The organism is Ignavibacterium sp. (assembly GCA_032027145.1).
Taxonomy (GTDB): domain Bacteria; phylum Bacteroidota; class Ignavibacteria; order Ignavibacteriales; family Ignavibacteriaceae; genus IGN3.
This window is the reverse complement of record JAVSMP010000001.1, coordinates 675,398-695,093: the sequence shown is the minus strand read 5'-3', so window position 1 is coordinate 695,093 and position 19,696 is coordinate 675,398. Positions and strand designations below refer to the sequence as shown.

At 32.6% G+C, this 19,696-nt stretch carries 23 protein-coding genes; 17 read left to right on the top strand and 6 right to left on the bottom strand.

Annotated elements, in window-relative coordinates; genetic code table 11:
* Positions 1-11 precede the first annotated feature (11 nt).
* The 5 genes from ROY99_02720 (at position 12) to ROY99_02700 (ending at position 2,740) form a co-directional block, all read left to right on the top strand.
* Positions 12-731, top strand: a complete 720-nt coding sequence (locus ROY99_02720) for a peroxiredoxin (GenBank protein MDT3695276.1) — start codon at positions 12-14, stop codon at positions 729-731.
* A 109-nt stretch (positions 732-840) separates the two neighbouring features.
* A complete protein-coding gene (locus ROY99_02715) occupies positions 841-1,284 on the top strand; it encodes a DUF1572 family protein (GenBank protein MDT3695275.1) in 444 nt (147 codons plus the stop codon).
* Positions 1,285-1,303: 19 nt separating this feature from the next.
* The gene (locus ROY99_02710) at positions 1,304-1,954 is read left to right on the top strand and encodes a hypothetical protein (GenBank protein ID MDT3695274.1); all 651 of its coding nucleotides are present in this window, start codon (positions 1,304-1,306) and stop codon (positions 1,952-1,954) included.
* Positions 1,951-2,304 carry a GIY-YIG nuclease family protein gene (locus ROY99_02705; protein MDT3695273.1) on the top strand — a complete coding sequence of 118 codons (354 nt, stop codon included), beginning with the start codon at positions 1,951-1,953 and terminating at the stop codon, positions 2,302-2,304. The genes ROY99_02710 and ROY99_02705 overlap by 4 nt, the downstream gene beginning before the upstream one ends.
* A gap of 7 nt (positions 2,305-2,311) precedes the next feature.
* Positions 2,312-2,740, top strand: a complete 429-nt coding sequence (locus ROY99_02700; GenBank protein ID MDT3695272.1) for a hypothetical protein — start codon at positions 2,312-2,314, stop codon at positions 2,738-2,740.
* A gap of 10 nt (positions 2,741-2,750) precedes the next feature.
* On the opposite strand, the gene ROY99_02695 is transcribed toward ROY99_02700, so the two are convergent.
* Positions 2,751-3,737 carry a methyltransferase gene (locus ROY99_02695; protein ID MDT3695271.1) on the bottom strand — a complete coding sequence of 329 codons (987 nt, stop codon included), beginning with the start codon at positions 3,735-3,737 and terminating at the stop codon, positions 2,751-2,753.
* Between the two features lie 31 nt (positions 3,738-3,768).
* Positions 3,769-4,071, bottom strand: coding sequence for a hypothetical protein (locus ROY99_02690; protein ID MDT3695270.1), 303 nt, complete (start codon positions 4,069-4,071; stop codon positions 3,769-3,771).
* Between the two features lie 166 nt (positions 4,072-4,237).
* Here ROY99_02690 and sulP point away from each other — a divergent pair, with 166 nt between their 5' ends.
* The 6 genes from sulP to ROY99_02660 all read left to right on the top strand — a co-directional run bounded on the left by sulP (position 4,238) and on the right by ROY99_02660 (position 8,376).
* On the top strand, positions 4,238-5,944 hold the full coding sequence (gene sulP / locus ROY99_02685; protein MDT3695269.1) for a sulfate permease: 1,707 nt from the start codon (positions 4,238-4,240) through the stop codon (positions 5,942-5,944).
* A gap of 3 nt (positions 5,945-5,947) precedes the next feature.
* Positions 5,948-6,085, top strand: coding sequence for a hypothetical protein (locus ROY99_02680; GenBank protein ID MDT3695268.1), 138 nt, complete (start codon positions 5,948-5,950; stop codon positions 6,083-6,085).
* Between the two features lie 41 nt (positions 6,086-6,126).
* Entirely contained in the window at positions 6,127-6,411 is a 285-nt protein-coding gene (locus ROY99_02675; protein MDT3695267.1) for a hypothetical protein, read from the top strand.
* A gap of 250 nt (positions 6,412-6,661) precedes the next feature.
* Positions 6,662-6,907, top strand: coding sequence for a hypothetical protein (locus ROY99_02670; GenBank protein MDT3695266.1), 246 nt, complete (start codon positions 6,662-6,664; stop codon positions 6,905-6,907).
* A 9-nt stretch (positions 6,908-6,916) separates the two neighbouring features.
* Positions 6,917-7,435 (top strand): DinB family protein, encoded by a 519-nt coding sequence (locus tag ROY99_02665; protein MDT3695265.1) that lies wholly within the window; start codon positions 6,917-6,919, stop codon positions 7,433-7,435.
* Positions 7,432-8,376, top strand: coding sequence for a serine hydrolase (locus ROY99_02660; GenBank protein MDT3695264.1), 945 nt, complete (start codon positions 7,432-7,434; stop codon positions 8,374-8,376). The genes ROY99_02665 and ROY99_02660 overlap by 4 nt, the downstream gene beginning before the upstream one ends.
* On the opposite strand, the gene ROY99_02655 is transcribed toward ROY99_02660, so the two are convergent.
* Complete coding sequence (locus tag ROY99_02655) at positions 8,373-9,296, bottom strand: NAD-dependent epimerase/dehydratase family protein (GenBank protein ID MDT3695263.1); 924 nt, start codon at positions 9,294-9,296, stop codon at positions 8,373-8,375. The two genes, ROY99_02660 and ROY99_02655, sit on opposite strands and share 4 nt — an antisense overlap.
* Positions 9,297-9,610: 314 nt before the next feature.
* Here ROY99_02655 and hisH point away from each other — a divergent pair, with 314 nt between their 5' ends.
* Together hisH and ROY99_02645 are read left to right on the top strand one after the other, a co-directional pair.
* Entirely contained in the window at positions 9,611-10,195 is a 585-nt protein-coding gene (hisH, locus tag ROY99_02650; protein ID MDT3695262.1) for an imidazole glycerol phosphate synthase subunit HisH, read from the top strand.
* Positions 10,196-10,624 carry an acyl-CoA thioesterase gene (locus tag ROY99_02645; protein MDT3695261.1) on the top strand — a complete coding sequence of 143 codons (429 nt, stop codon included), beginning with the start codon at positions 10,196-10,198 and terminating at the stop codon, positions 10,622-10,624. It begins immediately after the preceding gene.
* Between the two features lie 18 nt (positions 10,625-10,642).
* Here ROY99_02645 and ROY99_02640 read toward each other — a convergent pair whose 3' ends face one another.
* Entirely contained in the window at positions 10,643-12,076 is a 1,434-nt protein-coding gene (locus tag ROY99_02640; GenBank protein ID MDT3695260.1) for a hypothetical protein, read from the bottom strand.
* Between the two features lie 56 nt (positions 12,077-12,132).
* Positions 12,133-13,023 (bottom strand): carbohydrate kinase, encoded by an 891-nt coding sequence (locus tag ROY99_02635; GenBank protein ID MDT3695259.1) that lies wholly within the window; start codon positions 13,021-13,023, stop codon positions 12,133-12,135.
* 364 nt (positions 13,024-13,387) lie between these two features.
* On the opposite strand from ROY99_02635, the gene ROY99_02630 reads away from it, so the two are divergent.
* The 4 genes from ROY99_02630 to ROY99_02615 all read left to right on the top strand — a co-directional run bounded on the left by ROY99_02630 (position 13,388) and on the right by ROY99_02615 (position 17,573).
* Positions 13,388-14,140, top strand: a complete 753-nt coding sequence (locus tag ROY99_02630; GenBank protein MDT3695258.1) for a methyltransferase domain-containing protein — start codon at positions 13,388-13,390, stop codon at positions 14,138-14,140.
* Positions 14,141-14,752: 612 nt separating this feature from the next.
* Positions 14,753-15,895, top strand: a complete 1,143-nt coding sequence (locus ROY99_02625) for an acyl-CoA dehydrogenase family protein (protein ID MDT3695257.1) — start codon at positions 14,753-14,755, stop codon at positions 15,893-15,895.
* A 28-nt stretch (positions 15,896-15,923) separates the two neighbouring features.
* Entirely contained in the window at positions 15,924-16,187 is a 264-nt protein-coding gene (locus ROY99_02620; protein MDT3695256.1) for a hypothetical protein, read from the top strand.
* Positions 16,188-16,349: 162 nt separating this feature from the next.
* Entirely contained in the window at positions 16,350-17,573 is a 1,224-nt protein-coding gene (locus ROY99_02615; protein ID MDT3695255.1) for a C1 family peptidase, read from the top strand.
* Positions 17,574-18,094: 521 nt separating this feature from the next.
* Here ROY99_02615 and ROY99_02610 read toward each other — a convergent pair.
* The gene (locus tag ROY99_02610) at positions 18,095-19,696 is read right to left on the bottom strand and encodes a hypothetical protein (GenBank protein MDT3695254.1); all 1,602 of its coding nucleotides are present in this window, start codon (positions 19,694-19,696) and stop codon (positions 18,095-18,097) included.

The window sequence follows — 19,696 nt, the reverse complement described above, 5'->3', positions numbered from 1 at the left end:
GAGAGATAAAAATGGAACAGACAACTCAAACAATCACCGCAATGCCAAGAATAGGCGATAAAGCTCCTTCATTTAAAGCAGTTACAACACAAGGGGATATTAATTTCCCGGCAGATTATTCCGGCAAATGGGTAATACTATTCAGTCATCCTGCCGACTTTACTCCTGTTTGCACATCAGAGTTTATGACATTTGCAACAATGGAAAAACAATTCAATGAAGCTAACTGCGAGCTTGTCGGGCTTTCAGTTGATGGTCTTTACAGTCACATTGCATGGTTAAGAACAATAAAAGAAAAAATTGAATACAAAGGAATGAAAAATGTTGAAGTAACTTTTCCTTTGATTGAAGATATTACAATGGAAGTTGCAAATAAGTATGGAATGCTTCAGCCCGGCGAAAGTAATACAAAAGCTGTACGTGCAGTTTTCTTTATTGATCCGAAAGGAATTATCAGAACGATTATTTATTATCCATTAAGTCTGGGCAGAAATTTTGATGAACTTTATAGAGTATTAATTGCATTACAAACTGCAGATGAATTTAGTATTGCTACTCCTGCTGACTGGAGACCTGGTGATGATGTGATTATCCCTACTGCCGGCTCTTGCGGTACTGCAAAAGACAGAATGGATGGAAAAGAAAAAGATGTTAAGTGCCATGATTGGTTCTTCTGCACAAAGCCGATTACAAAAGAAGAAGTATTGAAAAAAGTATTGAAGAAAAAATAATTTTTTAATAAAAGTCTGTAAAGCCCCGAAATATTTATCGGGGCTTTATTATTTTTAAACGGCTATTTTTGAGAATGAACTAATCGAACAGTTTGTGAAAAGGATTGATATGATTGATGGAATTAAATCATCAATTGTTAGAGATTTGGATAAGCTTAAAAGGGAGATATCTTCTTACAAAAATTCTGAAAACATCTGGAAGAAAAAAGAAGATATTCCTTATTCAGCCGCCAATTTATGTCTTCATCTTCTTGGAAATCTTAATCACTTTATCGGTGCTGTAATTGGAAAGTCAGGTTATATTAGAAATCGTGATTTAGAACTTTCACAAAATGATATTTCTGTAAGTGAGTTAATCAAACAGATTGATGAAACAGTTGTTGTAGTTGAAAAGACATTAGATAATATTACTGACGAGATACTTAATCAGGATTATCCATTGCTTTTTAATAATCAGAGAATCACAAATTGTCAGATGCTTATTAATACAGTATGCTATCTTAATTACCATTTAGGTCAGATTAACTTCCATAGGAAGTTGTTTGATAAATAATTTTAAAAATGAGGATTAAATGTTTATTGGTCATTTTGGTGTCGGGTTTGCTGGAAAAAAATTCAGCAAGTCTGCTTCTCTTGGAACTTATTTTATGGCGGCACAGTGGATTGATCTTATCTGGCCAATTTTTCTTTTGCTTGGAATTGAAAAAGTAGAAATAAAGCCCGGTATTTCTGCAGTTACTCCTCTTGATTTTACTTACTACCCGTTTACTCATAGTCTGTTCGCAGCCGTTGTCTGGGGAATATTATTCGGAGCTGTTTATTACTTCCTCAAAAAGAATTTAAAGACATCAGTTGTACTCGGCTTGCTTGTAATCAGCCACTGGTTTTTAGATTTACTCGTTCACATTCCTGACCTTCCTGTTTTTCCCGGAGAAGGAATAAAAGTCGGATTCGGTTTATGGAATAGTTTTACTGCTACGTTATTTGTTGAAGGATTAATCTTTATCGCAGGAATTTATCTCTATTACAAGATAACAAAGAGTAAAAACAAAACAGGTACTTATTCTTTAATTGGGCTGATTGTTTTCTTGGTGCTTATATATGTTTCAAATCTTTTTAGTCCTCCACCAGATTCAGTAAAAGCAATCGCAATTGTTGGAAACGCACAGTGGTTAATAATTCTCTGGGGTTATTGGGTTGATAAAAACAGAACAACAGCATGATAAACAAGAAACAAATAAAAGAAGATTACAAATTAAAAAAACAGCCGGCTGGGATTTTTGCTGTACATAATTTACATGACAATAAAATGTTCATTGGGATAAGCAAAGATTTGCCGTCTGTAATAAGAAGATTTCAGTTTACTTTAAAGATGGAAAGCTTTCCGTTTCAGCAGTTAATTGATGATTACAAAAAACTCGGAGAAAAAGAATTCGAAATAAAAATTCTGGATGAATTGGAACTGAAAGATGAAACACAACAGGAAATAGATAAAGAACTGAAAATGCTGGAAAAAATATGGATTGAAAAACTAAAGGAAGAGGGAGTCCGTTTCTATAATAAAGAATATTGAGAATTTTATGAAAACTTTAATTCTGTGTTTATCAGTTTTTTCATTATTGATTTTTTATTCCTGTGAGGATAATTCCGATCTAAATTCTTTTCCAAAATCTTACAAATACACTGGCTATGACAGCTCCTGGAACAAAATCATTGAAGGATATTTGTGGATTGAATCTATTGATTCAATCGAAGTAAAGGGCGGTTGGCGTTTTCGTCTTGTTTCCAATTGTGAAAACATCGGACCTCAAATTGGTTACGGCAGTTTCGAAGGAACAACAAATATGCTCGGAGATTTTTCGTTAAATCTCAATCCCGGAATGATTGATAATAATGTATTACTTAATTGTTCAATGAGACTTCCATACAAAATTGATGGAATGTGGAGTTATATTGGTTTTCGCGGTGTAATAAACTGGGGACGATTTGAAGGAGAACAGCTTCGATAGCTTCAGAAAATTATTTCACAGCGATCATCAGATCTGAACCGAAGGAAGTATTCTTTCTTTCAATCTTCGAAAGACCAGCCGATTCAAACCATTCTCTGATTTCTTTTTCTGTATAAGTATCACCGTTAGCAGTACCAACCAGCATATTAAGCGAAAACAAGGTGCCGTGATAAGGTTTTGTTCTATCGTCGCTCATTATAAAATCATTTATTATCAGAGTGCCGTTTTTACTCAAAGCGTTTACACATTTATTTATCAGCATTTTATTTTGTTCATAACTGTTTATATGGATAATTGCTGACAAAAGAATCAAATCATATTCACCTTCAAAATCTAAAGAATGATAGCTGCCTTCAATGAAATTGAAATTGTTAAACAGCCCTGCTTCAGCCGCATATTTTTTTGTTAATGGGATTACCTGGGGCAGATCAAGAACAGTTGCTTTTACTGATGGATTACTTTTCACAATCTCTATTGAAAATGCTGCAGACCCGCCGCCTACATCAAGCATTGTTTTTACATTTGAAAGATCGATCATCATTGCGAGAATCTTTCCCTGATTAACTCCGCGGTAGTGCATTGCTTCGATAAACGATTCAGTCCAATTGTGTTTTTCTTCTTCAGTCTGCTCACCCTTTTGCGAAGTACCCTGCTTTACTGATTCCGTTAGATTACTCCATAACTTCCAGAGATGATTTGTATGAAAAAGATTTCCCATAAAATCAGGTTTATCTTTAACAAGATATTTTGAAGCCAAATCAGAGTTGTAAAACTTTCCTTTGACTTTTTTTAATAATCCCATCGCGCATAAAGCATTAAGCAATCGGTCAGTTGCTCTAAGATCTGTATTTATTTTATTGGAGATTTCTTCAGTTGGAATCAAATGTTTGTCTATCACCGAAAATATATTTAATTCGATAGCAGAAAGTAATATGCGGCTTTCACGGAAAGCATTTGCTAATTCACGGATATCATCAGCGGATTTTAACTCGTTCATTACGGATTATGTTCTTTAAATTAAATAATTATCACTTTGTTGGATCTAACAATCCATCCTCAATCAATTGACTCTTTACAGATACTGCGAGTTCTTCATTTGTAATCATCTTATATGAAGGAACTGCAATAGTATTCAGCATCTGGCTGGCAATTGCCTCTTCAACATCCATACGCATATCAGAATTTTTTACCATTGTAAATACTGCAACAGTCTGGAACTTTGTCGATTCATCAGTTACTTCAGGACTTTTCCAACTGGTTGAAATTTTGTTTGAAGCTGAACAAGCTGTTAAAATCACAAAAGTGATTAAAACAGTAATATTTAATTTCAAAGGTTAAATTCCATTTTAAATTGATAAGTGAACATAAACAAAAAAGTCCATATGTATACAGGCATAATTTTGATTAAAATTTTTCTTACTTCTTGTTAAGAAAATATATTCAAATTATCTTTGTTCGACTTTATTATAAAAATTCATAGACTTATTTAAACTACAATTGTTATATCCAAAACTTTTTACCACTCTCAAAGATTATTCAAAAAAGCAATTTACATCTGATTTAACAGCTGGAGTTATTGTTGGAATTGTAGCTTTACCCCTTGCAATTGCATTTGGAATTGCTTCCGGTGTTACTCCGGACAAAGGATTACTTACTGCAGTTATTGCTGGTTTCATAATTTCTTTTTTGGGTGGAAGCAGAGTTCAGATCGGCGGTCCAACAGGTGCGTTCATAATTATTGTATATGGAATAGTCCAGCAGTACGGAACTAATGGATTAATTATCGCAACGATAATGGCGGGAGTTATTCTTGTAATAATGGGGTTTGCGAAATTCGGATCAATTATAAAATTTATTCCTCATCCTGTAATTGTTGGATTTACAAGTGGAATTGCACTGATAATTTTTTCTTCACAGATAAAAGATTTTTTCGGATTGAATCTTGTTTCAGTTCCATCAGAATTTTTTGAAAAGTGGATTATTTACTCTCAGAATTTATTTTCGATAAACTACTGGGCTTTATTAATAGGTGTTGCTTCATTATTAATTATCATATTCTTTCCGCGAATTACTCACAGAATTCCAGGTTCAATTGTAGCAATAATAATTTCAACTCTTCTTGTTCAGATATTTCATCTTCCGGTTGAAACTATAGGAAGCAGGTTTGGAGATATTCCGTCTTCAATTCCTTCTCCGGCACTCCCGCATTTCGATTTTGAAGTGATACGAAATTTAATCAGTCCGGCTACAACAATTGCATTGCTTGCTGCAATCGAATCTTTACTTTCTGCAGTGGTTGCAGATGGTATGATTGGTGGAAGACATCGATCAAATATGGAACTGGTTGCACAGGGTGCTGCGAATATTATTACACCTTTGTTCGGTGGTATTCCTGCAACCGGTGCGATCGCAAGAACTGCAACTAATATTAAAAACGGAGGACGTACGCCTGTTGCCGGTATAGTTCATGCATTTGTACTTTTATTAATAATGCTTTTTTTCGGACAATGGGCAAAATTAATTCCAATGGCTGCTCTTGCTGCTATTTTGATAGTTGTCGCTTATAATATGAGCGAATGGAGATCTTTTGTTGAAGTATTTAAATATCCCAAAAGTGATATTGCTGTATTGCTCACAACATTTTTACTGACAATAATTTTTGATCTTACAATTGCTATTCAAATAGGTATGATACTCGCTGTGCTTTTATTCATGCGGCGGATGGCAATGGTTACAAACGTCGGAATTATCACCAGAGAACTGAAAGATGAAGAGGAAGTTGTTGACTCGAATTCAATTCAAAATAAAAAAGTTCCTGATGGTGTAGAAGTTTTTGAAATCAACGGTCCTTTCTTCTTTGGTGCTGTTTCGAAGTTCAGAGATACTGTCAGAATAGTTGAAAATCCGTCTAAAGTAATTATTATCAGGATGCGCGATGTCCCGGCGATTGATTCAACCGGAATTCATGCACTTGAACAACTTTTGAAAGAAACAAAAAAGCATGGAACTCATCTTGTGCTTTCCGGAGTTCATACACAGCCATTAATGGCTTTAGCTCAGGCAGAATTTATCAATAAGATCGGTGAAGATAATGTGCATGGTAATATCGATGATGCACTTGACCGCGCAAGAGAAATTCTCGAGTTACCCAAACTTGGACGACCAGCAGACTTTGTCCCTGTAGTTACAAGAGAAAAAAATTAGTAAATGCTTTATTTAAAATCTCTCGCTATCTGGTTCATACTTACAATCAGTGCAATCGTTGTTGCAACATTTCGGGTTGGTGTTCTTCTTCCAGCATTCGGTGAGCAAACTGCACATCAACTAGGAACAATACTTTTTTGATTGTTAAGTTTGTCATCGTTTATTTCTCCCGGTCATACTTAATGCTGATAGTTACATTTATTATCAGAGGATTAAAAGAATTTGGTGAACCTGCAAGAAAAGTTTTAATTATGGATTTAGCGCCGGAAGATGCAAAAGCTGAAACTTTCGGAACATATTATTTATTTCGTGATGTTGTTGTTTCAATTGCAGCATTAAGCAGTGCTTTTCTCTGGAATATTTCTCCTTTCTCAACTGAAAAGGAAATTGAATTAACCGCAGTAAAATCCTTAAATACTTTTGTTAAGTTTTTTACTTCAAGAACATTACTCATTGTGATTACATAAATTTGAATAACTTGATTGCATTAAATAAGATTTATTGTACTAAAAAGTAAAAATTTTTCGGGTATTCTAATGAATCTGAGGTTTAATATTTGTAATTAATGATTCAGCTCGTAATAAAAATAAGAGAGGAATATTTCCTAAAAGATATAAAAATATCTTTGCTTAAGTTTGGAAAAACAATTAAAATCAAGAAGCTGAACCAAATGAAAAACAGAACTCCAGATAGGGAAAATAAATAATGGATTTTTCTATGGATAAAAAATATAAGCCGATAGCCTGCGGACTTTATGATGAGCTTGAGCTTCGGGCACTTAGAAAACAAAAAGTTAACATTCTTTTTCTCAACGATAAAAATGAAAATGAATTGATTGAGTGTGTTATTACTGATCTGTTTTCAAAAGACAAAACCGAATATCTTAAAACTGATAAGGAAATAACAATCAGACTGGATAACATCATTGAAATTGATAATATAATTTTTAATAAAAACTGTTAAGGAATATTAATGAACTCTGATTTAAGCATACTTTTTTATCATATGTTGTGGGCTGATGCTGAGATTTGGAAAAAGGTTTTATCTCTTAATGCGGCGCAAGATGATGATAAAATTAAAAAACTCATTTATCATCTTCATCAAGTACAATATGCGTTTTATTTTTTATGGAATGATATACCAATCGAGATTGCCAAACCAGAGGAGTTTAATGATCTCAAATCAATTGCAAAATGGGGATTTGAATATCAGCAGAAACTTATTGAGTTTATCAAATCTAAAAAAATGAATATTATAGAGAAAGAAATAAAAATTCCCTGGTCAATTTTTATGGAAAGAAAAACAGGCAAAAAGGCTGTTCCAGCTACAATGCATGAAACTATGCTGCAGATAGTTTCTCACAGCTCATATCATCGGGGACAGATAAATTTAAGATTCAGAGAGCTTGGCGGTGAACCAGCAATGGTAGATTTAATATTCTGGATCTGGCTCGGCAAACCAACATCAGATTGGGGAGATATTTTAAGATGAAAATTTTCATATTGCAATTAAGCATTTCATTTTTACTTTTAGCCGGAAATCTCTGCTCTCAGCAGGTTCAAGTTCCTGATTATTACAAAGTTGATGAGGAATTTTCTAAAGAACTTTACAGTATTGTTTCAGAGCTTGATCTTGCACGTGATTTCGATGTGGGTGAAGATGGAATAGAACAAATCTCATTTGCAGTTATTGATTTAACTTCTGATGAACCGAAACTTGGCGGAGTTAATTATAAAAATTTTATTTATCCGGCTTCTGTTTATAAAATGTATGTTGCCGCAGAAATATTACATCAGGTATCAGAAGGGAAATATTCTTTATACCAATCCTATGTAGCCAATGAACCGAATATAGTTGACAGGAAAAGTGAGATCAGTACAGATCCGAGATCATTGCTGAAAGAGGGTGATACAGTTAATGTGAACTATCTTCTGGATTTAATGATTACACGCAGCGATAACTCTGCATCAAATTGTTTGATTGATATTGCACAGAGAAGAAACATTGACAGCCTTTTACATTTATACGGATGGTATGGAAGCGAAGTAACAAGAAAGTTTTTAAAAAGAAAATTTGAAGATCCTGGTTATGAAAATATAAGAGGAACAGAAACCTGTGCTTTACACGCTGCAGATTTTATGTATAAAATTTATACAAACTCTCTTGTTAACGAATGGGTTAGTCTGCAATTGAAAACTTTATTGGGAAGACAGCTTGATAAATCAAAGCTTGCTCAAGGGTTACCACACAATGCTATGTTCTATCATAAAACGGGGTGGTTTTCATACTGGACAAATGATGTTGGAATTGTTGTTGATGGAAAAGTTAAATATATAGTTGCTTGCTTCATTCCGCTTGAGGAAGATTTGGCATTACCCAAATTCAAAATCTTATCACAAAAAGTTTATGAACTAATAAAGAGCAGATATTAAACATTCATCGATTTTACTGTTGCAGCAATACCATCTTTATAATCGGTTGGAATAAAATTAAATGCCTTTTCAAACTTTGTACTATCAAACAAATAGTCGTACTCGTTCTGATATAACATTTCTAAGCTTTCTCTTATGACGGGTATAAAATATCCGATCATTTGCAGCATCCATTTTTTTAGCACCATATAATCTTGTTTTACTCCAAACTCTTTAGCAGCCTGTTCGATAAATTCCTTACCTGTTAATACATTTTTGCTTGTAGGAAGATGCCAGATTTGATTATAAGCAGAGCTTGTATTTCCCAAAATAGCAGTTGCTTTTACAGCATCGGGTGTATAGGTCATAGAGTGCTTTTTATCTGCATCAATAAACCATTGAGCTTTTTTCCCTTTTATCAAATTATTAAACACAGTTACTGTAACAAAACTTAGCGGAGTATTTGGTCCATAGAAATCAGCAGACCGGGCAATTATAGCATCAAAGCCTCCTTTATCTACCTCACTCATAAGCATCTGTGCAATTTGTGCGCGTACTTCCCCCTTTTTACTTATTGGATTAATGCGTGTATCTTCTTTCATCCAGCCCTTGACCAAACCATAACAATAAACATTATCAAAATAAACCAGCTTTGCTTTGTGCTCTTTGCAGGCATTGATAACATTGTTCATTATTAAAGGCCACTTTTCTATCCAGACACTTGTTTTGTACTGCAGTCCTATAGTAAGATAAACAACATCAGAACCTTCAACAGCAGTTAAAGTCTGATGAGCATCTGTAAGATCCGCAGTTACAAGCTGGTCTGTTGAATTTACTTGTTTTGGATTTCTGCTAACTAATCTGATTTTGTCTGTGTATTGTGTCAGGGATTTTGCAAGCCCGGTACCGATTACACCAGTTGAGCCTAAAATTGTTTGCATAATAATTTAATTTTCTTTTGCGCAAATATTTGTTTTAAAAATGTATCTGGTTTTAATTCATATCACAAAAACAATACATTGTGAGAATAATCTCATTATTATGCCGAGAATTCAGCAGCAATTCTGAATTAATTTCTACGCAATTTATCTCAACATTAAATAATTGCTGAAAAACAAAGGTTCAGCTGCCAGCCCGGAATTATTCTTTAATTGTTTTTATCATTTAATGCAAATCAATTAATAAAGAATTTTACGACTATTGAATACTCCATAAGTTTTGTTGATTTTTGGTGCGTGAATTTTTAGAATAATAAATGATAACCTTAGTAGATTACGGTGATGTTTGCATTGATAGGGTTGCAGCATCTTTAAAACAAATAACAGATGATTTCAGTGTATCTAAAAAAGAATCTGATATCTGTAATTCTGATAAAATTATTTTAGCAGGATGCGGAAGCGCAATAACTGTTATGCGGAAAATCCAATTGCTTAATCTTTATTCTGTGCTTCGGGTTGTTAAAAAACCCATTCTCGGAATCGGGCTTGGAATGCAGTTAATGTCAGATTACTCGAACGAAGGAAATTTTCCGTGCCTCGGTTTCTTTCCCGGAACAGCAGCCAGGTTTGACCAGTCAATAGATGAGAATTCTTATAAAGGAATGCAGAGAGTTAGTATTTGCAAACCAAGTGTTTTGTTTAATGGTATAAACGATCAGTCAGAGTTTTATTTTAATAATTCATTTTATCTGATCAAAAGTGATTTATCAACCTCAACTTATTTTGAAAAAAATAAATGCTGCGCTTCGATTGAAAAAGATCATGCTTATGCAGTTCAGTTTCATCCCGAAATGTCGGGTGATGCAGGGTTAAAAGTTTTACAAAATTTTATAGAAATGTAAATGACTAATCCGGATAATAACACAAACTCAGTTTTTGAAACAGAGATCATTGTTCGTCCCGATGATATTGATATGAACAATCATGTTCACAACTCTAAATATCTTGATTACATTCAGACTGCAAGATTTATTCAGATGCGTGATTGTTATAAGGTTCCGATGGAGGAATATTTTGAAAGAGGATTTACCTGGTTTGCAAGTGAAGTTCAATTAAAATATAAAAGAGAAATGAAGTTTGGTGATATTGCAGTCGTTAAAACTCAGGTTGGTCATTGGAGCGGGGCACAGGTTACAATAAATGTATGGGTTTTCAATAAATCTACAAATAAAGTCTGTGTTGAGGGTAAAATACTTTACACTCTCGTTTCAATATCATCCGGCAGACCATCAAGGATTCCGGAAGATATTATAGAAAGACACAATATTTGATCTCCAGGGTTATCAAATCTAAAAATCAATCGCTCTGAGCTCCTCATCAAATAAATCTTTTCTAACAGAGAACACATAAAAATTATTTTGTATGGTTACAAGTTTTGGCGGAATAGAAAACGAAGCAATATATTTTCCAATAAGATTATTCGAGTAAAGATTATAAACAGATATTTCATTTAGATTTGCTGTGATTAAGTATTTTTCAGATAGATATAATTTATCCGGAAAATGCTCTGCCAATAATTTGCTTTTATATTCGGAAATATTTTTAGATGATTTGATTAACAGAGTATCTTTTATTTTGAATAAATATTCCTCATCGTTCTTATAAATCTCAAAGTTCTCTTTAACTATTATGGGATAAAAATTATTCTCATAAAAATTCCCAGCATTCTGAATTGGATTCTTATTCAGTAAAGAATCAATAAATAAATTCCACCTATCCTGTGTTGGTAAATCCTTTTCGTCTATTGTTTCAATCTTAATTAAATCACTGCTTGCTGAATATTTTTTGTAAAGTTCAACAAACCTTTCTGTTCCGATTTCTTTAATCAAAAAATCTGTATAAAGCCCTGAAACAGGATATGAAATTGATGCGTCCGTATTTAGAAATTCTCTTCTGTTTAATAACCTCGTATAATCTGCAAAACCCGACTTAACGATAAAAACACCAGTTTCCAAAATTGTGTTAGCATTTAATCCGCCGCGTCCGCCAAGCGCAACCGCTAAACCTTCCTGAAGAAAAGGATTGGTATAAAGCGGCAATTCTTTTAGCTTAAAGTTGATAAGAAAATGTTCAAGTTCATGATAATGCGTGTTATAGGTGGTTACAATATAATCTTGTGCAAGAATATACATGCCGCGCGTAATAAACCCGGTTACTCTCTGAATTTCGGTTTCATCCTTGCATAAAAAATAATAAATCTTCTTTTGCTTGATTTTGTTGATCTGCTCTTCTGAAAATTTCAGAACTTTAATCATTCTGCTGATAAATAATTCAAGCTGATTAATCGAGTAATCATTAAATAAAGTTTTATCGCTGATGTAAAACTTAAAATGATCAGATTCCTTTGTTTGCCAATTCCGTGAATAAAAATAAGATTTTGAAACGATGGACGAGTCTTTCAAATAGTATTCTTTTAAAATTTTTTTAGAAGGGATGGAAATTGTTAACAAACTATAATCATCTTCGATTAATTCTGTTTTATATTCAACCTTTAAGCCGGTATCAATCTTTGGAAATTCGTTTGCTATAAAAAATTTATTCTCTACTCCTTTATATGTAATCCCGAATCTATTTGCTGTTTCAAATTCTTCAGGCAAAACAAATTTAGAAATCTCAGGTGAATTAAAGACAAGTAAATTAGTAATTGTTCTTAGCCTTGTATCAGAAATATTTTGAGCTGAAACAATTGCAGTAAGAATAAAACAAAGAAAGATAGTTTTCATAATCAACCAATAATTGATAATGAAAACTAAAAATTAATTTGTAATTGAAAAATATCCTAAAAAAAACCCAACTGTTCTCTAAACTCTTCGTAAATCCGGTCGTTTTTAGGAAGAGCACCTTCAAGTTTACAAATCTCATTTGCAAATTCGTTTGCAAGTTTATTAATAAATGTGTTCTCCTGCCCTTGAAGATATCCAATACACAGTATTGCAGAAAAAGCATCACCGGCACCGGTTGTATCTAAAACTTTTACATCAACACTTGAGTAATCGAATCTTTTACCATTTTCAAAAATTGAAGAACCGTCTTTTCCTCTGGTTACAGCAATCATATTGATTCCAAACCTTTCCATCAATTCATACGCAACCTTCTCTGTGTTATAATCAGATTGTAAAAATAAATCGTTAAGTGTGTGCATTTCCTGATAATTAACTTTTATAAAATCTGCTGCTTTTAAAGTAGAGGTTAAAATATCTTCATCAAAAAATTTTTCTCGTAGATTAAGATCAGCAAAATACTTTACCCCCCGGTTGAATAGAGATTGTATAGTATTTCTGGAAACTTCTGATCGCTGTGCAAGTGTTCCAAAATAAAGACAATCAGTTTCTGAACTTATCAGATTCTCATTTTCAGCATTAAGTTCTATATAATCAAAAGCTGAATCCGAATCTATATTAAACTTTGGCTCACCATCTTCATTGAGTGTAACATTTGCTTTGCCGGTAGAACGAAGATTATCCTGCTGAATGTAATCTAAAGAAATATCTGCGAGCTTTAACTCATTGGCTGCTTTATTACCCAAAACATCCTTACCAACCCGACTGATAATATTTCCGTTATCAGTTAGTTTTTTTATATGGTAAATAAAATTAAGCGGGGCGCCGCCAAGCTTCTTGTGGCTGGGATAGATATCAAACAGTATCTCTCCTATCGAAGTTATATTCATAAAACGGGGACTATTACTTCCTATAATTTGTTAAATAACTACTAATTAATATGATAACTAAATGAATATTTATCAACACAAAACTCTTCACAAATTTAATATTCCCAAGAATAATGCCTGAGATTTTTTTCTCCAATATTAAAAATATTTTCTAAAACAGGCAATTTTGAGTAATTTCTCAGGTAACTTCTTCCGTTCTTTAATAGTTTATACAAACCGGATGGCAGCTTGTAAATAAAGCTGAAGATTTAATAGATGTATATTGGACGAACAAAAAATATTTCACTGCTGAAAATGCTAAGCGATGCTAATATTATATTTTTAACAATTGTTTATAAGGAAATAATTCTAATAAAAGTACCAAATGCAAAAAACTGATTACTCTAAAATTGCTCAAACATACAACAATCGATATAAAGAAAATTATTTGTCTAACATTGAGGATTTATTAAAACAGTTAATCCGTAAAAATAAATATAAGATTATTTTAGAAGCCGGATGCGGAACAGGGAAGTGGATAAAATCTTTAGAAGACTTAAATCTTAAGGTTATTGGTCTGGATTATTCTTTAGAGATGTTAAAAAGTTTTGATAAAGAAAACTCAAATGCTAAAATAATTAATGCTGATGCCTGCAGTATTCCGATTGAATGTAATTCTGTGGATTTGATTTTTTGTGTAAATGCAATTCATCATTTTCCGGATAAACACAAGTTTATTGTTGAATGTAAAAGAGTTTTAAAACAAAATGGAATGATTGCTGTAATCGGAGTTGATCCACAGATAGATAAGGAATGGTATGTTTATGATTATTTTGAAAATGTGTATCAGAACGATTTAATGAGATTTATTTCTGTGGATTCAATCAAGAAACTTTTGAATAAAGAAGGTTTTTATGAAACGGATATAAGTATAGCAGAAAAAGTTTTTAACGAACGAATTGGCAGCGAAGTATTCAATGATCCATTTCTGCAGAAGCTTCACAGTTCCCAGCTTGCAAATCTTTCGGAACAGGAATATGAGAGGGGAATTAAAAAAATAAAAGCACAGATAAAAAGCACCCCAAACACAATTTTTAAAACATTAATTAACTTTTATATCGTTAGTGCAAAAAAATAAATCAGAATCACACCTGCTTAAATAAATATATTGTTATTAATCGATAAACTATTAATAATACAACTTATAGACAGACTGTAGAATAAATTGTTATAGGTTTAGCAACCATCTTATATACAATATCCAATCCGGGTAAATAATTAAGCCTTATCCTTCAGCTACAAATTTTCAGGTATGCATTTACTAATATTTAATGGAAAGCATCTTTATCAACTCACAGCAAAAATGAATGATTAGCCAAACAGTTTTGAAGTATATTTAACCATTGATTATGAAAGGAAATAAATTACTTTAATCAAGAAAACTCAGCTCAGAACAGATTTACGTTTGTTTAGGATATAATGTTAAACATTAAAGTTATAGCGAATTGGATTTTAAGAGAAGTTTGGTGGTTCTCCGGAGTTGCATAAAGTGTCTGAATGCAAAATAAGTTCACAACAGATTACTTGTTTACTTCTCACAATTAAGAACATCATTTATACAGCTTCTTTGATATGAAAAGCAGATGGATTTTGCGGTTTGTTTTCGTTGATATTTTAAGCAATATCGAGCCATTCTAAATGGAATATTATTTGACAATAACAATCGACAAAAAAAGCAGGCATCTTTTCTATGTTTGAATTTAAGTTTACCGATGAGCAGAATATGCTCCGAGAAATGGTTCGGGAATTTACCATTAACGAGATTAAACCAATAGCAGCCAAAATTGATGAAGAAGGATATATCCCTAAAGAGTTAATTCAAAAAATGGCTGAGCTTGGATTCTTAGGAGTATCCTTTCCTGAAGAATATGGCGGCGGCGGTTTTGGAGAAGTTGGTTATTGTTTGATGCAGGAAGAAATTGCCCGCGGTTGTATGAGTACTGCAACTTTTATTGGGGCACATCAGTCAATAGGAACAAATGCTATTTTTAATGGAGCAGATGAAGAACAGAGAAAAAAATATATTCCTCCTTTGGCATCCGGAGAAAAAATTGCAGCATTCGGTTTAACCGAAGCACAAGCTGGTTCTGATTCGTTTCATCTGAAGACAAAAGCTGAAATGAAGGGAGATGAATGGATAATTAATGGCGAAAAATTATGGATAACTAACGGGGGTATCGCCGATGTTATTTCTCTGTTTGCAAGAACTGAAAAAGGAATTTCTTTGTTTTATGTGGAAACAAACACTCCGGGTTTTAAAGCAGGACCACCGGAAAAGAAAATGGGAATAAGGGGCAGTGTAACAAATGCTTTAAGTTTTGAAGATATGCATATACCAAAAGAAAATTTAATCGGGAAAGATGGTCGTGGTTTTATATATGCAATGAAAACTCTTGATGCCGGAAGATTAGGATTGGGCGCCGCCTGTCTTGGAGTTTCAAAAGAGCTGCTTGAATTATCTACAAAGTATGCAAAAGAGAGAATTCAGTTTGATCAGCCAATTGCACAGTTTCAGGCGATACAATTTATGCTTGCTGAAATGGCGGTTATGATTTACAATATGGAATCTATCGTTTATAGAACTGCTGTTGATTATGATTTGAAGAAAGATATTTCAAGACAATCAGCAATCGTTAAATATTATTGTTCGGAATCGCTGGATAAGATAGTAGATTTTGCAGTTCAGATTCATGGTGGTATGGGTTATTCACAAGAGCTTTCTATTGAAAGAACTTATCGTGATAGCCGTATTAACAGGATTTTTGAGGGAACGAATGAGATACAAAAAGGAATTATTGCAAGAGAATTAATTAAGAAAAACGGAAAAGTTTAATTGATTTAGTAATACCTGGAGAGAAGAAATGCCAGTAAAAAAAATAACAAAAAAGACTGCTGCAGTTAAAGCAAAATCTAAGCCTGCTAAGCTTTATTATTATCGGATCTTTTTTGATGATAATGAAAAGAAAAATTATATGAAAAGCGTGTTGACTCATAAGCAGGTGGAAAGATACCTTAATGCTTATAAGAAAACTCATCAGAAGTTCCTCAACTCAGAGTTTGTTGAATACCTGAAAAAATATGATAAAAAAACCGAGATGATTGAAATAAGCGATATATCGTACTAAAGTTACCGTATTCTCGCTTTACATTCCCGGCAGATTGTTTGTGCCTCCTTCAATCTGCCAGGGAATTTTTTTTGTTTTTAATTTTCACTCGTTCTTAATATATCTAAATTTGTTCAGCAAAAAATAATTTACTTTTCATCAATCTTTATAAAGGTTAAAAGTATGAAATCCTACTTATATATACTTACCGTATCAATTCTAATTTCAACTTCATTTGTCACTGCACAGGAAAAAAACAAGGGAGTATTTACCGAGCCAAAGCCCGGATATTATTTTGAAGTTAGAAAAATGATCGACGAGTTTAACAATCCGCCCAAAGAAAAAAGGGAAATGTTTAGACTTGATTTTTCTGGTATTGATTTACCCAAATCTAAAGAGGAGTTTAAGTATTACTGGCATTCTGATCCTGTTAATCAAGGTCAGACTGGTACCTGCTGGTCTTTTTCTACAACATCATTTTTTGAATCAGAGGTCTATCGTTTAACCGGAAAAAAAGTTACACTTTCCCAAATGTTTACTGCTTATTGGGAGTATGTTGAAAAAGTAACTGAATTTGTTCGCACCCGCGGTAAATCTCTTGTCGGCGAAGGTTCTGAAGCAAATGCTGTTACAAGAATATATAAAAAATATGGTACGGTACCACGGGAATCATATACCGGTTTGCTGCCAGAACAAAAAGCCTATGATCATAGTAAACTTATTAAAGAGATTAATGGATATTTAAACAGTGTTAAAGAATCAAATGCATGGGATGAGAATGAAGTTATTAGTGTAGTTAAATCAATTCTTAATTATTATATGACAGTACCTCCAACAGAAGTTGTTGTTGAAGGGAAAAAATATTCACCGAAAGAATATCTTTCAAATTATCTAAAATTAAATCCGGATGACTATGTTGATGTTCTGTCGTATATGCAGAAACCATACTGGCAGCAAGGTGAGTATCAGGTTCCTGACAACTGGTGGCACAGTAAAGATTACTACAATGTTCCACTCGATGACTTTATGAAAATAATTAAAAACGCAATTAAGAATGGTTACACAATGTCAATTGGCGGGGATGTAAGCGAAGCAGGATACGATAGCTGGACAAAATCTGCTGTTGTTCCCACATTTGATATACCTTCAGAGTATATTGATGAGAATTCAAGACAATTCCGTTTCAGTAATGAAACAACAACCGATGATCACGGAATTCATTTAGTTGGCTATCAGGAAAAAAACGGAAACACATGGTTTTTAATAAAAGATTCCGGCTCAGGAGCTTTTAATACTGGTGACAAAGGATATTATTTCTATCACGAAGATTATGTTAAGCTGAAGATAATGGATTTTATGGTTCATAAAGATGCGTTTAAAGATTATTTCTCAAGGTTCAATAACTAGAAAACAAATAGCACGCTGAGGACGCAGATTGTTCTGATCTGCGCTGATCAGTTATATCTGTGTCATCTGCGTGCCATTATTTTTACAACAACTTCGGCACACTTATGTATGATTTTATTTTCAAACCTTTCAATGAAATGACCGAGGAAGATTACAATCAAGTCGGATTCAAATCTAAATTAGAAATTCATCAACAATTGTTGACTAGAAGAAATCAGAATGAGATAAACCACTTTATATTATAATAATTGATTAAAAAATAATTCATACTAAAAGTTTCGGTATAAATTACTTCTTTGTTGAAAAAGTTTAATTAAAAGAGACTCCAAATAATCAATAATTTTGTAATAACAAAAAAAACAAAAACAATTAAATGGAGTCTCAAAATGAAAATTAAAAAAACCTAAACCAAAATCTTGATTGGATGAGAATCAATCTTTTGAAACACAACTAAATTTATTCGGCAATTTTATTATAAACATTTATTTAAAATCAATTAAAGTAGTCTAAAGTATTATAAGTTATTTTCTTCGTATTAAATAGACTGCCCCATCATCTAGACGCCTAACTAATTGAAAGTCAGCAATCATCATTAAATCTTCAATTTTAAATAGGCTGGGTTTGAGATAACTATATCTATTAAACCAAACCAGATAAGAATTATTTTCCTTTGGCCATAATCCTTTTAAATGTAAGATATTTTTTGTCTCTTTATAAGAGGATAGTCCATTTAATAATTCAGAATTATAAGGACTTATTTCAGATATAATATTCGTTAAAATATAAAGAGCATATGGCTCATTTGAATATATTAAAGTTCCATTTGTTGGTTGAATATCTTTCTGAAAATATTTAGCAGTTTGATTCTCCTTCCAGTAATATTCATTATATCCCAACTCTCGTATCACTTCATTTCCCCAGAGTGGCGTTGAAATCTGAGCATAATTGGGAAACAATAAAAGCACCCAAAGAAATATTATGGCTGATAGTACAATAATCCTATAGGTCTTATGTGAATAAGTTTTTATTAGAAAGCTAAATGCTTTCAACCCTAAAATGAGAAGAAAAACAGTTATTGGAATAAATACAGGTGAAAGTAGCCTATTACCTATTGTATTGTATGCAACAGTAGTTGAAGAAAATATTAGAAAAAGTAAATAAATGATTATGACAAAAATTAAATTGAAGTATTTTACTAATATCCTCAATATTTTCTTTCGATTTAACAATATTATCCAAACAACTAGTAGTCCAGCTATAATTAAGAGAAGAGCAAAAATGGATGAATCAAAAAAAACTCTCTTCGGGCTGTACCATGATAAAATAGTATTATAAGTAAAACTTATATTTTGCCATAAAGAAAATTTCGAGGTTGGTCTGCTTCCTGCAAAAGTACCCGATAAAAAATAATTTCTAATTAAATATACCGTAATTGGAATTATGGAAATTAAAACAAAAACTGTTAAATCTTTTAATCTCAAAGAGATTTTATTTTTGTTCAGTAATATAATAGTGGAAGCCCCAGTGATAATTAAAAACACCCCAATATATCGGGTGAGACATGCAAGGGCTACTGTGAATGAAAGAATTAAGAGTGTGATTAAATTTTGTCTTTCTATATATAACTCTATAATAATTAAATAAACTAATACTAAAAGAATAAAAAGAGGTTCGCTCATGGCTAGTAGGGTAACAACTATCAATGGGACTCCAAACAAAATTGTTGATGTTCCTAGCAACGAAAGTATTACTGATGAATTCATATGTTTAAATATTAGCAAACCTGTTAGGTATATAATTATCCCAAATAGAATAGCATTAAAAATACCGACTGAGTTAATGGGGTCTATTCCTATACTCAAATCAATTGAGGCTAAACATATTGGATAAAGTGGGGGATACAAAACTAACGGGTTATTATTGAAAATTGTTATACCACTGCCAGATACTATGCTTCGAGCAGCAGCTATATAATTAACAGAATCTGGTGTTATCCCTATCTGAGAAGATTTTGTTGAGTTTAGTATATTAATAAAACCAAAGATGCTCAATATGGTGAGTAAAAATAAGAACCCCCATCTTTTTTCTTTATAAGAGAACTTCTTTATCGAAAATAATGTCAT

What these genes read in the sequence shown, in the direction of transcription:
- ROY99_02705 (MDT3695273.1), top strand. Translation starts at nt 1,951, where the DNA reads ATGATAAACAAGAAACAAATAAAAGAAGATTACAAATTAAAAAAACAG.
- ROY99_02610 (MDT3695254.1), bottom strand. Translation starts at nt 19,696, where the DNA reads ATGACATTATTTTCGATAAAGAAGTTCTCTTATAAAGAAAAAAGATGG.
- hisH (MDT3695262.1), top strand. Translation starts at nt 9,611, where the DNA reads ATGATAACCTTAGTAGATTACGGTGATGTTTGCATTGATAGGGTTGCA.
- ROY99_02720 (MDT3695276.1), top strand. Translation starts at nt 12, where the DNA reads ATGGAACAGACAACTCAAACAATCACCGCAATGCCAAGAATAGGCGAT.
- ROY99_02695 (MDT3695271.1), bottom strand. Translation starts at nt 3,737, where the DNA reads ATGAACGAGTTAAAATCCGCTGATGATATCCGTGAATTAGCAAATGCT.
- ROY99_02675 (MDT3695267.1), top strand. Translation starts at nt 6,127, where the DNA reads ATGCTGATAGTTACATTTATTATCAGAGGATTAAAAGAATTTGGTGAA.
- ROY99_02645 (MDT3695261.1), top strand. Translation starts at nt 10,196, where the DNA reads ATGACTAATCCGGATAATAACACAAACTCAGTTTTTGAAACAGAGATC.
- ROY99_02615 (MDT3695255.1), top strand. Translation starts at nt 16,350, where the DNA reads ATGAAATCCTACTTATATATACTTACCGTATCAATTCTAATTTCAACT.
- ROY99_02700 (MDT3695272.1), top strand. Translation starts at nt 2,312, where the DNA reads ATGAAAACTTTAATTCTGTGTTTATCAGTTTTTTCATTATTGATTTTT.
- ROY99_02625 (MDT3695257.1), top strand. Translation starts at nt 14,753, where the DNA reads ATGTTTGAATTTAAGTTTACCGATGAGCAGAATATGCTCCGAGAAATG.
- ROY99_02655 (MDT3695263.1), bottom strand. Translation starts at nt 9,296, where the DNA reads ATGCAAACAATTTTAGGCTCAACTGGTGTAATCGGTACCGGGCTTGCA.
- ROY99_02635 (MDT3695259.1), bottom strand. Translation starts at nt 13,023, where the DNA reads ATGAATATAACTTCGATAGGAGAGATACTGTTTGATATCTATCCCAGC.
- ROY99_02620 (MDT3695256.1), top strand. Translation starts at nt 15,924, where the DNA reads ATGCCAGTAAAAAAAATAACAAAAAAGACTGCTGCAGTTAAAGCAAAA.
- ROY99_02640 (MDT3695260.1), bottom strand. Translation starts at nt 12,076, where the DNA reads ATGAAAACTATCTTTCTTTGTTTTATTCTTACTGCAATTGTTTCAGCT.
- ROY99_02680 (MDT3695268.1), top strand. Translation starts at nt 5,948, where the DNA reads ATGCTTTATTTAAAATCTCTCGCTATCTGGTTCATACTTACAATCAGT.
- ROY99_02660 (MDT3695264.1), top strand. Translation starts at nt 7,432, where the DNA reads ATGAAAATTTTCATATTGCAATTAAGCATTTCATTTTTACTTTTAGCC.
- ROY99_02710 (MDT3695274.1), top strand. Translation starts at nt 1,304, where the DNA reads ATGTTTATTGGTCATTTTGGTGTCGGGTTTGCTGGAAAAAAATTCAGC.
- ROY99_02715 (MDT3695275.1), top strand. Translation starts at nt 841, where the DNA reads ATGATTGATGGAATTAAATCATCAATTGTTAGAGATTTGGATAAGCTT.
- ROY99_02665 (MDT3695265.1), top strand. Translation starts at nt 6,917, where the DNA reads ATGAACTCTGATTTAAGCATACTTTTTTATCATATGTTGTGGGCTGAT.
- ROY99_02670 (MDT3695266.1), top strand. Translation starts at nt 6,662, where the DNA reads ATGGATAAAAAATATAAGCCGATAGCCTGCGGACTTTATGATGAGCTT.
- ROY99_02630 (MDT3695258.1), top strand. Translation starts at nt 13,388, where the DNA reads ATGCAAAAAACTGATTACTCTAAAATTGCTCAAACATACAACAATCGA.